Here is a 14,344-nt window from a genome sequence, read left to right as displayed (position 1 = left end):
GACCGACCGACGGTGCGGTTTCACCCGCGTCGGCCTCTACGCCGCGCGACAGCGACGCCCAGTGCGACGGATTCTGCGTGAACGGCGGCTGCCAACCCGCCCTCGGCTACTGCATGGGCCCCGCGGCCTGAAGCAGCGACCCAGGTACTCGTGACTTACTTGCGGGGCCCCGCGGCCTTTCGATTCAGGTGCTTACGCAGCTCGACGAGGGGCCCCGGGACTCGCTCCTCCTCGATCATTCTCCGAGTGATACGTTTGGCGAGGTCCATGTCACGTACCGCCGGCGTGGGCCTCCCCCGGGGAGGAGCTCTGTCGAGGCCCGCCACATGGGTTCGCAGATAGCGCAGGATCTCCTTGCCGGGAAAACGCGATAGCCAGGCGTCGGATTCGAAGTCCTGCCCGATCACCACGCCCAACTCGTCGATCTTGCCACGCCTGTATTCGGTGCCGTTCCAGGCCGAGAAGTGCCCGGCGTGGGTCACCCAGTACGGCTGCTTCTCGAGCCACGCTGCCACTGAACCCGCGTCGCGGAGTCCCTCCGGGGGATCCGTGGGGAAATCGCTCGTCATCGCCCTGCGCAGCTCACGGAGGATCATCTTGCCCACGGCCCACCAGCGTTGTTCTCGCACGTAAGCTCGGGCCATTGCTCGAAGCTCGCCGGGCGGCCTGTCAGCCAGCGCTCCGAGTACCTCGAAGTCGAGCAAGAGATTTTCGATCTCATGCACCGGCAGGACGAAGGTCGTCGTGTTCGGGAGCGACCAGTCAGGCCCATCATCTTCGTGGTCACGATCTACCACGCCAAAGACCAGATCCTTGAGGCTCGGGTTGCTTGCAGCGGCGCGCACCATGTAACGCACTGCCTCGGAGCCGCCAGCGCTGATCACGTGGAGCATCCGGTCTCGCCACAATTCCGTCAGGATCACGCGGGTCATGTCATCCTCGACCCACACGTTGAGTCGGCCGCGGTAGAGGTCGAAGATCGTTGTGGCTGTCACGCGAACTCCGACGCCGCATCCCCGTCGCTTGTCCCGCCTTCAGCGATCGCCTGGGCTCGCGGGTCGTCGCTCTCGACCAGGATGAACCGCTCATAGCTGAGCACGGAGTCGAGGATCTCCTCCGAGTGCGTCGCCACGATGAATTGGGCGTCAGGGCACAGCTCGCGCAATGCGGGCAGCAAGAGCCGCTGCCACTGCAGGTGCAGGTGCTGTTCGGGCTCGTCGATGAGCACGACCTCGACCGGCTTGTCACGAAAGATGAGCGGCCCGGCGAAGGCAAACAGGGCGGTCTGGCCTGAGCTCAGCGCGTCCAGGGGAACCATGCTCGGGATATCGCTGCGCGTGGGTGCAAGATTTCGCGCCATCGCCAAGCTCGTGACGTCTTCGGGGATGGGGGAGCCACTGCACAGGACAACGATGTCCCCAGAACCAGGGTTATTGTCGCGCGGGATGACCTCGATTCGGCGGCCTTGCGCGTCGAATCGCTGCCACATGGCCTGGAGCCGCGCGAACAACCCTGGCTTGTCGGGGCTCTTGTTTCGCAGGCCACGATAGTAGGTGCTGATCAGGCGCTGTTGGAGCTCGTGCAGCCGAAAGGACTCGAGCAACCGATGATCGGGCTCGCCGTCGATCGCCGTCAGCTGACGCAGAGGGCGCGCGGCCGAGAAGTACTCCACCACCGGGAAGAGTCTCGCGGTGGTGCTCGCGGCCGGAGTTTCCAATACATCGCCGACGATGGACACCTGCCACGAGGCTGGGCCCGCCGCCTGGCTCACTTCGATGTCGATCCTCGCCACCGCCTTGCCGAAGCGGACCTGCTCACCCAGCGCGCCGGGCACGGCGTCACGCCGTCCGAGCGCGAGGAGGATGGCCTCGAGCGCGGCCGTCTTCCCCGCACCGTTGCCGCCCGCGAGCACCGCCAGATCGAGCAGCGCACCCGTGCCGTCCGTGAGGTCCAGCTCGAGCGCGTCGATCCCACGAAAATCCTCGATCTGGATCTTACGGATGCGTCGCCGGTCGCTCATGACGGCCGCGACTATCGCACGGCGCCACGCGCCAGGAAAGCCCGCCCTCGGCCACTGCGAGGGCCCGCGCTTCGCCCACCCCCGGTACACTGCCACCGCCTGCGCCGACGACGGCCGCGCCAGTGAGACCTCGCTCGCCAGCACCACCGTCGCCGCCTCTACGAGCACAAGCGACCCGATCACGAGCTCGCCGACCAGCGGCGCGAACACCACCACCGCGAGCACCACCGCCGCCACCACCGATCCCCTCATCTCGAGCAGCTCGGGCGCCACCAGCTGCGCCGCCCCCGACTGCGACATCGACGAGCGGACCCGGGACTAGCGACGCGCGGTCTCCAAAAAGTGAGACACTGGCAGCAGTCTTGATGCGATCCACGGCGATACTCTTCTCCACTCTGGCCTCCGCGTGCGGGCCCGCGGCGGCGCCGTCGCAGCCCGCTACCGACGCCACGACGGCCGGCACCACCGGCGAGCTGACCAGCCCGACGGGCGCCCTTCCGACCTCCGCCACCACCGCGGACAGCACCGCGGACAGCACCGCGGACAGCACCGCGATGACCGCCTCCAGCGCCGGCACCAACAACTTCATCACGTGGGACGCCGGTCCGGTGGACCTCCCCGACTGCGACCCGTTCAGCCAGGACTGCCCCGTCGGCCAGAAGTGTGTCCCCTGGAACGAGCAAGGCGGTAGCAGCTGGGACGGAGCCCGGTGCGTCGAGATCACCGGTGATGGAGCTCCCGGAGACCCATGCACCGCCCCCGAGGGCCCCGTCGCCGGCGTCGACGACTGCGCCCTCGGCTCGATCTGCTGGGACGTCGACGAGCGGAACCACGGTGTTTGCGTCGCCCAGTGCTGGGGGAGCCAAGTCGCCGCGATGTGCCCGCCGAAGCACGGCTGCATGCTCTCCGCAGGGGGGTATCTGGACCTTTGCTTCCCCTCTTGCGTCCCCGCCCCGGACGATTGCCCCGAGGATCTCATCTGCATCCCCTACCAACAGTCGTTCTTCTGCGAACCGAACAGCCCGGGCCCCGGGGCCCAGACCAACGGATCGTGCACCGCTTCTCGGTGCGCAAAGGGCCTCGCCTGTATTGACGCCAGCGACGCCTCGAGCGCGTGTGATGACTTTCCCGACGGATCTTGTTGCCAGCCTTACTGCGAATTTCCCGGCGGCACCTGCCAGAACCACGATCAACAGTGTCTTCCCTGGTACGACCCCATGTGGTTCGTCCCACCCGGTTACGAGAGTCTCGGATACTGCGCCATCCCCAAGTAGAGCCGCAGGTCGTGATTCGATGGACGTCCAGCGAGGAGCGGGGCGCCGACGATACCGCCCGACGAGCGAGGGGCCGACGAGCTGGGACGCAGCCGGGGAGGGGTCCCCGGGGCTCGCGCGGAGACCCATCGTCATCGATTCGGTAGGCGAGCGCTGCTTCGAGGACGATGCCCATCGCAGCCCGAGGGGTCGAGCACGTGCCACGGGGTACCCGGCGGCCGCGAGGGACCCACGCCCGTCGGCCCCCCGCTCGTCGTGCACAGCGCCACCCGCCCCGCGGTCTTCGGGGCCGCCCTCGGCCACTGCGAGGGCCCCACGCCCTTGACCCGCCCGCGCCCGCCCACCCCCGGTACACTGCCCCGCCATGACCCTCGCGCGGCTCGTCCCAGTCCTCGCCCTCGCCCTCGCCACCGCCTGCGCCGACGACGGCCGCGCCAGCGAGACCTCGCTCGCCAGCACCACCGTCGTCGCGTCGACGAGCACCGGCGACCCCCCCACGAGTGACCCCGCCACGAGCACGCCGACCAGCAGCGCGAGCACCACCGCCGACCCGACCACCGCCGCGACCACCACCACCGCCACCACCGACCCCCTCACCTCGAGCAGCTCGGGCGCCACCACCTGCGCCGGCCCCGACTGTGACATGTGCCAGGACGGCGAGACCCGCTGCACCGGCGAGGTCTCCGAGATCTGCGACGCCGGCCAATGGCTCGAGTTCGAACTCTGCGACCCGCTGCAGGGCCTCAGCTGCGGCGCCCAGGGCGTGTGCGAGGGCAGCTGCGCCGCGGCCAAGCTCGGCCAGAGCTACATCGGCTGCGACTTCTACCCGACCGTCACCTCGCAGCACGACGATTACAACCAGGACCCGCACGTCTTCGCCGTCACGATCGCCAACACCACCGATATCGCCGCCAAGGTCACGATCACCCGCGGCGACGTCGACGTCGCAATGACCACCGTCGACCCCGGCAGCGTCGAGGCCGTCACCCTGCCCTGGGTCACCGAGCTGTCCGAGGGCCCCGGCCCCAGCGCCCTCGTGATCGACGGCGCCTACCGTCTGCGCAGCGATCAGCCGGTCACCGTCTATCAATACAACCCCTTCGCCGCGACCGTCTCCAACGACGCCTCGCTGCTCATCCCCGTCAACGCGTGGGGCAAGAAGATCGTCGTCGCCTCCTCGACCGAGGCCTTCGACTACCCGAGCTTCTACGCCGTCGTCGCCGCCCACGACCTCACCACCGTCACCCTCACCCCGTCGGCCACCGGCAAGACCGTGCTCGCCGGCGGCGGCGTCATGGCCGACGGCAGCGGCCAGCTCGTGCTCGACCGCGGCGACGTCCTGCAGGTGCTCACCGACAGCGGCGACCTCACCGGCACCGTCGTCGACGCCGACAAGCCGGTCCAGGTGATCGGCGGCAGCAAGTGCCTGTTCGCCCCGATCAACGTGTTCGCCTGCGACCACGGCGAGGAGTCGATCTTCCCGGTCGACACCCTCGCCAAGACCTACGTCATCGTCCCGCCGGCGCAGTACCCCAACGGCGTCCAGGAGAACCCGCAGATCGTCCGCGTCATCGCCAGCGAGGCCAACACCGCCCTCACCTTCACCCCCGACCAGCCCGTCGGCAAGCTGCTCGCCGCCGTCGGCGACTACGTCGAGCTCCCCGCCGGCACCGCCAAGTTCGTCGTCAGCGCCGACAAGCGGGTCCTCGTCTCGCAATTCATGGCCAGCTCCGGCAGCCACCCCGCCATGATCCTCGCCGTCACCCCCGCGCAGTGGCGCGACGATTACCTCGTGCACGCCCCGCCGAGCTGGGAGGTCAACTTCGTCGATATCGTCGCCAAGACCGGCACCGCCGTCATGGTCGACGGCGCCGCGATCCCCCCGCTCACCGCGATCCCCGGCACGACCTACGCCTACACCCACGTCAAGCTATCGAACCTGGGCGACGGCAACCACCGCATCACCGGCAGCGACAAGCTCGGGATCTCGATCTACGGCCTCCAGACCGCCGGCAGCTACTGGTACCCCGGCGGCCTCGACCTCGCCCTCATCCCGCCCGGCTGATCTCACGCCCCGTGCGTCACCCCACCGAGCCACCATCTCGAGGAAGGCCTCGCGGATCGGCGCGGCCGCGGCGAGGATTCCCTCTGACTGCTCACTGCGGCGATGCGATGGGCGCTCAGTTGCCGCCGCCGGGATACTGGTAGCCGCTGGCGTTGCCGTAGCCCATCACCTGAATGCCCACCGGATCGGTCGACGTGAGGCGGTGCGCGTCGCCCGTCAGCGGGAGGCGATAAACCACCACCCCGGTGGCGCCGATCGGCGTCGGGGTGTCGGACACGGGCGACCCATCGAGCTCGAGCAAGGCCCCCTCCGGCGCCACCACGTCGACGAAGCTCGCCTCCCAATCCGCGGGCGAGAGGAACACGTGGGTCTCGCGGAACCGCTCCACCGCCACGGCGAAGCTCTGGGAAGGATCGCCCTGACCGGTGGGAACCATCGACGCGGCCAACATCAGCGTGCCCACGAGGAAGCCCTGATTACCCTTCACCTCGAAATCGCCCGGCACCACCCCGAGATCGACGACCTCGCCCGCATCGAGGGTGGCGGGCGCACCGGCGGGTGCCGCCGGCGCATAGGTGAGTTGGGTGCCGTCGACATGGCCATAGAGGCGGACGAAGTGCCCGATCGGGGCTCCTTCCGGCCCCGTGGGCACGGCCACGAAGTAGTGTTTGCCGAGCGCCTCGACCGGGACGATGGACGCCTCGATGTGATCGCAGAACGCCTGCCCGGTCGGCGCCTGGAGGCACGGTGAGCCGGTCATCACCTGCACCGGCTTGTCGGCCTCGACCAGAGAGCCGCTGAGGTCGTCGCCGTTCGCGGCGAAGAGCTGGACGACATCGCCGGCGTCGAGGCTCAGCGTCAACAACTCACCCGCCGGCGTGGCGACGATGCCAAGGCCGGCATTGATGGCCCCCGCCGAGCCGACCGTCACGTTGACGCTGGTGTCGTCCTGCGTGCCGGTGATCGCTAAATAGCTCCCGAGGGATTGTCCGGTCTGCCCGGCGACGCGGTAGTTACCGGTCATCGCGGTGCTCGGAAGGATGACCGAGGCATCGCTCGACTGCGACAGCCAGAACTCGCCCGGGGGGGCACCCAGGCCCTGGTACTCCAGCGGATTGAATTGATAGACGCTGACCGGCCGCGTGCTCACGAGGTGGTAGGCGCCCCGGGCGACCTTGACCGAGCACAGAGGCACACCGCAATCTCCGCCCAACGACTGACTGAGCGCGACGACCCAGGGCAGGTACATCTTGGTGAGCGAGCCCGGCTCCACGGTCGTCCCCTGGTCGACGCCACCCGGGCCCGTCACCGTAATGTCGGCGGGCTCGGTACCCGCGTTGGCGACGACGACCACATAATTGAATGGCGACGGGGGGTCGCCCAGCCCGTACTCGCTGGCGAGAATGGTCGGCCAGTAGTCGCAACCGACATGCGACGCATCCGCCGCCGCCGCCTCGCAGGCGGTTGGCTCGGGCGGTTCGTCCCCGCTCTCGTCGGACGTCCCGGGACCGGTCGACTGCACGCCGGTGGTTGGCCCCGGCGGTTCGTCCCCGCTCTCGTCGGACGTCCCGGGGCCGGTCATCTGCACGCTGGTCTCACTCGCCTGGACGAGACAGCTCGCGTCCTGCTGCCAGACGAACCCGTCGTCGACGCAGCTCTTCCCGCAGCCGCCGTGCAGGGTCAGGGCGGCGAGCAGGCCACCCGTGTAAAACGACGCCCGCGTGGCGCCTGCGATGCCCCATGGATCCCACCGACCTCTAGATTTATGCATAATCTATCCGCAGCTTCAATGAAGCCCTCGGTCGCGCATTACCGCCAAACATGCCCAATCTAAGTCGTTCAACCAGCGACGAAATCATCCCACGCCACGACCTATCCGAGGAGGTCAAATTAACATTACTCGATGTGCTGCACAACAAATTACAACGCCTGTTCCGGCGAGGGGCCATGACCGCCCACGATCATGGAGGCGGTGAGCGCAAGGCGCCCGCCGGGCACGAGGAGCTTCGATCGAGGGTCGCGCGCACGGGCACCGAGCATGACCCGCGGACCGCCCCTGAGGCCACCCTCCGCGTCCGGGAACCCGGGCCACCGGACTCGCGCAAACGCACCCAGATGCACCGAGAGCAGCCCTCAGCGCGGCTCGAGGCGATCCACGCGGGGAGCGACCTGATCGTCACGCCCCGTCGTCGCCCCACGCGGCCACCAGATCGAGGAAGGCCTCGCGGATCGCCGGGAACACCGTCACGTTCGCCGCGTGATTGACCTCGAGCAAGTGCCGCGACCCGTCGACACCGAGCATATAGTCGACCCCGATCACCTCGAGCCCGAGCCCCGCGGCCAGCGCCCGTGCGTCCGCCAGCAGCGCCTCGTCGATCGGCATGAACGCCGCCCCGGGCTCGTGGATCGACTTGAGCCACGTGTCCCCGGCCAGCCGGATCTGCCACGCGTGCGGCCCCACCAGGGCGATGCGCACCGCCTCGCCGACGATGAAGGGCTCATAGATCGTCGGCTCCTCCGGCGTGTGGCTGCCCGTGAATCGCACCTTGTTCTCGCCGCAGTGCCAGTTGCCCCACTTGCCGACCGTGTCGCCCGCGCGCTCGATGCTCTGCCCCCGCGTCGCCCACGAGCGAGGCATCGCGCCGAATCGCGTGATCCGCAGCGCCCGCGCCAGGCACGGCAGGCGCTCGCGGCAGTCGAGCAAGCCCCGCGCGCTCGGCAGACACGGCCCGCCCCACAGCGCCAGCGCGGTGAGAAATTCATAGTCCTCGGCGAAGATCCCGTGAAACACCACGCGGTCGATCGCCAACATCCCGGGTCCGCTCGCTCGCTCGGCCAGCAGGCGCCCGTCCTCGATCCGGATCGCCGGCAGCAGCGCGTGGCAGATCACCGGGTACCCGATCCGGCGCTTCAGATCGACGATCTCCGGCTCGTCCAGGCCCACGACCAGCATGCGTCCCATCGCCCTGACCTCCTGCGCAACTTCAGCGCGGACCCTATCACATGCGAAAACCCTGGTGCTCGCCCGCCGCGGCGGACCGCGCCTCTGGCATCCTCCCGGCATGCGCAGTCGCTGGACGATCCCCCCGGCCGCCGTGGCGATCCACCTCTGCGTCGGATCGGTCTACGCCTGGAGCGTATTTAATAAGCCGATCGAGGCGCTGCACCCCGCGTGGCCGCGCGGCGCCGCGGCGTACACCTTCTCGATCGCGATCGCCATGCTCGGCCTCAGCGCCGCCTTCGGCGGCACCTGGCTCGAGCGCCACGGCCCGCGCCGCGCCGCCACCGTCGCCGCCTGCCTGTTCGGCGGCGGTCTGATGCTCGGCGGCCTCGGCGTCTGGCTCGGCTCGATCTGGCTGCTCTTCCTCGGCTACGGCGTGGTCGGCGGCGCCGGCCTCGGCCTCGCCTACGTCTCGCCCGTCAGCGCGCTCATCAAGTGGTTCCCCGATCGCCGCGGCCTCGCCACCGGCATGGCCGTCCTCGGCTTCGGCGGCGGGGCCCTGATCGCCGCGCCGCTCAAGGAGCGAATGATCGCCGCGTACGGCGTGAGCACCACCCTCGTCGCGCTCGGCGCGAGCTACCTCGTGATCATGCTGGTCGCCGCGCGGGCCCTCGATCGCCCGCCGCCCGGCTGGGCCCCCGCCGGCTACACCCCGCCCGCCGTCGCCGCCGCCGAGCTGACCATGCCGATGGCCGTGCGCACCCGCCAGTTCTGGCTGCTGTGGGGCATGCTCTTCATCAACATCACCGCCGGCATCTCGATCCTCGCCCAGGCCTCGCCGCTGATGCAGGACATGTTCGCCCGCACCCCCGAGCAGGCCGCGCAGATGCTCGCCGTGATCGCCGGCTTCAACGCCTTCGGCCGCATCTTCTGGGCCTCGCTGTCCGACTGGCTCGGCCGGCGCAACGTGTTCCTGCTGTTCTTCGCGGTCCAGGCCCTGCTGTTCGCCGCCATCCCCACGCTCGGCGCCGGCGGCCACTGGGGGCTGTTCCAGGTCGCCGCCGTCATCATCTTCACCATGTACGGCGGCGGCTTCGCCACCATCCCCGCCTTCCTGGCCGACCTGTTCGGCGCGCGCAACGTCGGTGCCGTGCACGGCGTCATCCTCACCGCCTGGAGCGCCGCCGGCGTCGCCGGCCCGCTCCTCATCACCCGCATCCGCGAGGCCAACGCGGCCGCGCTCGCGCCCGGCGCCAGCCTCGTGCATATCTACGATCTCACGCTCTATATCATGACAGGATTGCTGTGCATCGGCCTGGTCCTCGCGGCCGCGATCCGGCCGCTGCGACGATAAGTACGACGATAATATGCGGTGATAACCGCGACGTTTCCCGCGACGAACGAGCCCGCGCGCCGCAGCCGGGAACTTCGGCCGCCTGGCGCTGTCTGGAGCGCCATGACCCCGCGGCTGTGCCTCGCCCTCCTGCTCGTCGGCTGCGCCGCCGCTCCGATCGCGCCCCCGACCCCACCCGCCGCGTCCCCGACCCCACCCGCCGCGTCCCCGACCCCGCCCGCCGATCGTGCCAGCGCAGCCCACCGCCCCCGCGCCGACCGAGCCGCCACCCGCCCCACCCGAGGCCACGCCGACCCCCGCCCCGATCGCCCCCGCCACCACCTGCGAGATCACGCAGGAGCACTGGGACGCCGGCCCCGCGCGTCCGCTGCGAACCCCCTCCGGCCGCATCTACGCCACCCTGACCCGCGCCGACACCCTCCGCCTCAGCACCCAGCACGGCGTCACCGCCGAGGCCACGGTCCACGGCCTGCGCCTGCGCAGCACCCCGCACGCGCGCGACCTCCCGGTCTACCCGCGCGACGAGCTCCTGTTCGCCGACGTCGTGCGAGCCGGCGGCGGCACGGCCCTGCGCTGGAGCGCCGTCGACGGCCCGCGCCTGCGCGTCGCCCCGCCGCCCGATCGCCGCGTCCGCTTCATCGCCACCCCGGAGCAGGACGTCGCCTGCGACCGGCTCGCCCTCCAGCGCGGCTACGGCGACAGTCCGGCCCCCTATCATCGCCTGCGCCCGCGCGGCCCGATCGCCGTCGCGGCCACCATGGACGGCCCCGCCGTCGTCCAGCTCCAGCTCGCGCGCCCGGTCCCGGTCGCCTTGCTCGAGCGCGTCGGTCCACACGCGAAGATCGCCTGGCCGATCAGCGACGGCCCGCTCGCCGACGCGACCGTGATCGGCTGGGTCACCGGCCACCTCGTCGACGAGCTCACGAGGGCCGACGGCGGCACCATGCACGGCCTCGGCGGCCTCGGCATGGCGGGCACCTCCCACTGGGGCGGCTGCACCGCGGAGCGCCCGCTACACGTCGACGCCGGCCGCGGCCCCGAGCTCGTCGGCACGATCCTCGCCGGCACCCGCGTGCGCACCGGCCCGCGCCGCGGCGCCCTCGTCATGGTCGAGGTCGAGGGCCCCGCGACCCGCGTGATGCCGACCCCCGTCAAGCTCCACCCCGGCGCCCAATTCCTGCTCGCCCCCGCCGACGCCCGCGACTGCTCGAACTCCGAATAATGTCCCCCGGGACATGCCCTCGGGGTCACATGCGCAGTCGCAGCCCGCGGCCCGCGCTGATCTCACCCCGCGCCGCCCCGACAACCCTGTATCGTCGCCCGCGATGCAGCTCCTGCGCACCCCCGACGACCGCTTCACCGACCTCCCCGGCTACGCCTTCACCCCGCACTACCAGGACATCCCGGTCGACGGTCAGGACCTGCGCATCCACTACGTCGACGAGGGACCGCGCGATGCCCCGGTCGTGCTCATGCTGCACGGCGAGCCCTCGTGGTCCTTCCTCTACCGCAAGGTCATCGATCGCGTCGTCGCGGCCGGCCTGCGCGCCGTGGCCCCCGACCTGCCGGGCTTCGGTCGCTCCGACAAGCCGGCCTCGCCCGACGATTACACCTACCAGCGCCACGTCGACTGGATGCGCGCCTTCCTCGACGCCCGCGAGCTGCACGACATCACCCTGCTGTGTCAGGACTGGGGCGGCCTCATCGGCCTGCGCCTGGTCGGTGAGCAGCCCGATCGCTTCGCCCGGGTGATCGCCGCCAACACCTTCCTGCCCACCGCCGAGCGCCCGCCCTCCGAGGCCTTCCTCAACTGGCAGCGCTTCTCGCAGGTGGTCGCCGAGCTGCCGGTCGGCCTCATCGTCGAGCGCGGCAGCGTGCGACCGATGACCGACGCCGTGCGGGCCGCCTACGACGCGCCCTTCCCCGACGAGACCTTCAAGGCCGGCGCGCGCAAGTTCCCGCTGCTGGTCCCGACCACCGCCGACGACCCCGCCGTGCCCGCCAACCTCGCCGCCTGGCAGGGCCTGGAGCGCTTCACCCGGCCCTTCCTCACCGTCTTCGCCGACGGCGACCCGATCACCCGTGGCGCCGACCGGGTCCTCCAGGCCCGCATCCCCGGCGCCGCCGGCCAGCCCCACACCACCCTGCAGCGCAGCGGTCACTTCCTGCAAGAGGACGCCGGTGAGGAGCTCGGCGACATCGTCGTCGCCTTCATGCAGCGCTAGCGAAAGACCATGTGCTGCCACGCGACCGCTGGACCTGCAGCCGCGGTCACGCGCACCTGACCGAAAGACCATGTGACCGAAGCCCGCCGACGCAGCGGTTGTCTCGCCGCCAGCGCTGTGCGAGCGTGCCCCGGCATGCGACCTCAGCACAGCAACATCGGCCTGATCGGTGGCGTCGCGCTGCTCGCCGCCTGCGCGGGGGGCAGCGACGACTCGGCGGCGACGATCGACCCCACCGGACCCACCAGCATCACGGCCGCAGCGACGACGACCGAAGCGAGCGCGGCGAGCGAGTCGTCCGCCGCGGGGACGACGACCACCAGCGACCCGACCACCAGCGACACCCCGACCACCACCTCGGCCGCTGACAGCTCGACCAGCGCCGCGCCCGAGACATCGACCAGCGCCGGCAGCACGGGCGACGCGACCACCGGCGCCCCGGCCTCGCTGTGCGCCCCGCAGGGCAACCTGATCGAGCACGGCAGCCTCGACGAGGGCATGGACGGACAGGCCCCGGCGGGCTGGGAGGTCCGCCAGCCGGGCCAGCCCGAGACCTGCGGCGGCGTCCACGTGTTCGCGTCGGGGCCGGCGCCCGGCTGCGACGGCGGCGGCATCACGGTCGACGCCCAGGGCCAGTGGGACTGCTACGCCGTGCAGACCGTGTCGCCCTACAACAGCATCACCGGCGGCGCGAGCTACCGGATCCAGGCCAGCGTGCGCAGCGAGGGCAACGCGGTCAACCCGGCCGCGTGGTTCGTGCTCGGCGTCCAGTGGCTCGACGAGAACGACGGCTTCTTCGGCGACGAGAAGAACCCCAAGCCGCTCGACTCGGCCGACAACGACTACGACTGGAAGCTGCTCGAGTGGGACCTGGTCGCCCCGCCCAACGCGCGCCGGATCCTGGTGTGGATGAGCGCCCACTACCCCGGCAAGGTCGAGTTCGACCACGTCGCCGTGCTGCCGCTGTGACGCCCGACGCCGGCATGGACGAGACCACCGAGCGCACCGCCTACACCCCGCTGCAGCTCGCTATCCCCGCGTCGATGCTGCCGCCCGCCCCGCGGCTCGGCCGCTACGTCGTCCTGCGCCACATCGGCAGCGGCGGCATGGGCTCGGTCCACGTCGCCTACGACGAGGAGCTGCACCGTCGCGTAGCGATCAAGCTGCTCCACGCCGCCGGCGACGACCCGCACGCCCGCGCCCGCATGCTGCGCGAGGCCCAGGCCCTCGCTCGCCTCTCCCACCCCAACGTCGTCCAGATCCACGACATCGGCGAGTTCGCCGGCCAGATCTTCATGGCCATGGAGCACGTCGAGGGCGTCACCCTGCGGGCCTGGCGTGACGCCAGCTCGCCCGGCGTCGACGCGATCCGCGAGTGCTACCTGCAGGCCGGACGCGGGCTCGCGGCGGCCCACGCCGCCGGCCTCGCACACCGCGACTTCAAGGCCGACAACGCCATGATCGGCGCCGACGGCAGGGTCCGCGTCCTCGACTTCGGCCTCGCCCGCGTCGACCCCACGGCCCCCTCGTCACCTGTCCCAAACGACATGTCGACCGAGCTCACCCGCGCCGGCACCCTGATCGGCACGCCCGCGTACATGTCCCCCGAGCAGTTCCGCCGCGCCCCGGCCGACGCCCGCTCCGACCAGTTCTCGTTCTGCGTCGCCCTCTATGAGGCCTTCTACGGCGAGCGCCCCTTCGCCGGCGCCAGCATCGAGGAGCTCGACCTCGCCATCGAAGCGGGGGAGCTGCGCGCCCCGCCGCCCGGCGTCGAGGTCCCGCCGCGGCTGCGCCAGGCGCTGCTCCGCGGCCTCGCCCGCGACCCCGCCGCCCGCTGGCCGAGCATGGACGACCTCCTGCGCGAGCTCGCCGTCGATCTCCAGACCGACCCCTCCGGCGCGCCGCGCCTGCGTCGGCGCCTCATCGCCACCTGGATCGCTGTCTTCGCGCTCATCCAGCTCGTCGTCCTCCTGCGCAACCTCGCCAGCGGCGAGCCGACCACGGCCGCCTATCACCGCATCGAGGGCCTGATCGTGTGGGTCCTGTTCGCCGCGGCCTGGCTCGCCACGCGGCCGGCCCTGCGGGCCCACGCCCACCACCGCGCGATCTTCAACACGATCATGATCAGCGTCACCGCGATGACCCTCTCGCGCGTGCTGCTCCACCTCGCCGGCGCCCCCCTGGCCGCGCTCATCATCGCCGACCTCCTGCTCACGGCCGTCGCCATGGCCGTCGGCGCCGTCTTCATCGCCCGCTGGATGCTCACCGCGACCCTGGTCGGCGTCGGCCTGGCCGCCCTGGTCGCCGCTCGCCCCGAGCACGCCCCCGGCCACATGCTCATCGTCTACTCGATCCTCAACCTCACCGTGCTCGCCGGCTGGGCGATCACCTCGCGCCCGCGACGGTGATCCGACGCCCGCGACATCCGACCCCCGCCGTCGTCCACGGCCCCCACCACGCCGGCA

11 protein-coding genes are annotated in these 14,344 nt (G+C 70.8%); 7 read left to right on the top strand and 4 right to left on the bottom strand.

Annotation, left to right across the window (positions count from 1 at the left end):
• Window positions 1-155 precede the first annotated feature (155 nt).
• Together IPJ59_RS36800 and IPJ59_RS36795 are read right to left on the bottom strand one after the other, a co-directional pair.
• Window positions 156-995 (bottom strand): DUF4435 domain-containing protein, encoded by an 840-nt coding sequence (locus tag IPJ59_RS36800; protein ID WP_293257725.1) that lies wholly within the window; start codon window positions 993-995, stop codon window positions 156-158.
• Window positions 992-2,293 carry an AAA family ATPase gene (locus IPJ59_RS36795; protein ID WP_293275841.1) on the bottom strand — a complete coding sequence of 434 codons (1,302 nt, stop codon included), beginning with the start codon at window positions 2,291-2,293 and terminating at the stop codon, window positions 992-994. The genes IPJ59_RS36800 and IPJ59_RS36795 overlap by 4 nt, the downstream gene beginning before the upstream one ends.
• Before the next feature lie 92 nt (window positions 2,294-2,385).
• Here IPJ59_RS36795 and IPJ59_RS36790 point away from each other — a divergent pair, with 92 nt between their 5' ends.
• The gene (locus IPJ59_RS36790; RefSeq protein WP_293275840.1) at window positions 2,386-3,294 is read left to right on the top strand and encodes a hypothetical protein; all 909 of its coding nucleotides are present in this window, start codon (window positions 2,386-2,388) and stop codon (window positions 3,292-3,294) included.
• Window positions 3,295-3,658: 364 nt separating this feature from the next.
• Window positions 3,659-5,359, top strand: coding sequence for an IgGFc-binding protein (locus IPJ59_RS36785; RefSeq protein ID WP_293275839.1), 1,701 nt, complete (start codon window positions 3,659-3,661; stop codon window positions 5,357-5,359).
• Between the two features lie 115 nt (window positions 5,360-5,474).
• On the opposite strand, the gene IPJ59_RS36780 is transcribed toward IPJ59_RS36785, so the two are convergent.
• Both IPJ59_RS36780 and IPJ59_RS36775 read right to left on the bottom strand, forming a co-directional pair.
• Complete coding sequence (locus tag IPJ59_RS36780) at window positions 5,475-6,941, bottom strand: IgGFc-binding protein (protein ID WP_293275918.1); 1,467 nt, start codon at window positions 6,939-6,941, stop codon at window positions 5,475-5,477.
• A 594-nt stretch (window positions 6,942-7,535) separates the two neighbouring features.
• Window positions 7,536-8,321, bottom strand: coding sequence for a hypothetical protein (locus IPJ59_RS36775; RefSeq protein WP_293275838.1), 786 nt, complete (start codon window positions 8,319-8,321; stop codon window positions 7,536-7,538).
• 100 nt (window positions 8,322-8,421) lie between these two features.
• Here IPJ59_RS36775 and IPJ59_RS36770 point away from each other — a divergent pair, with 100 nt between their 5' ends.
• The 5 genes from IPJ59_RS36770 (at window position 8,422) to IPJ59_RS36750 (ending at window position 14,287) form a co-directional block, all read left to right on the top strand.
• Window positions 8,422-9,654 (top strand): L-lactate MFS transporter, encoded by a 1,233-nt coding sequence (locus tag IPJ59_RS36770; RefSeq protein WP_293275837.1) that lies wholly within the window; start codon window positions 8,422-8,424, stop codon window positions 9,652-9,654.
• 226 nt (window positions 9,655-9,880) lie between these two features.
• Window positions 9,881-10,876, top strand: a complete 996-nt coding sequence (locus IPJ59_RS36765; RefSeq protein WP_293275836.1) for a hypothetical protein — start codon at window positions 9,881-9,883, stop codon at window positions 10,874-10,876.
• Window positions 10,877-10,979: 103 nt separating this feature from the next.
• Window positions 10,980-11,879, top strand: a complete 900-nt coding sequence (locus IPJ59_RS36760) for a haloalkane dehalogenase (RefSeq protein WP_293275835.1) — start codon at window positions 10,980-10,982, stop codon at window positions 11,877-11,879.
• A 135-nt stretch (window positions 11,880-12,014) separates the two neighbouring features.
• Window positions 12,015-12,848 (top strand): hypothetical protein, encoded by an 834-nt coding sequence (locus tag IPJ59_RS36755; RefSeq protein WP_293257674.1) that lies wholly within the window; start codon window positions 12,015-12,017, stop codon window positions 12,846-12,848.
• Window positions 12,845-14,287, top strand: a complete 1,443-nt coding sequence (locus IPJ59_RS36750; RefSeq protein ID WP_293275834.1) for a serine/threonine-protein kinase — start codon at window positions 12,845-12,847, stop codon at window positions 14,285-14,287. Before IPJ59_RS36755 ends, IPJ59_RS36750 begins: the two co-directional genes overlap by 4 nt.
• The last annotated feature ends 57 nt before the right edge of the window (window positions 14,288-14,344 follow it).

Source organism: Nannocystis sp., assembly GCF_016714285.1.
GTDB lineage: Bacteria > Myxococcota_A > Polyangia > Nannocystales > Nannocystaceae > Nannocystis.
This window is presented reverse-complemented; position numbering and strand designations above follow the sequence as displayed.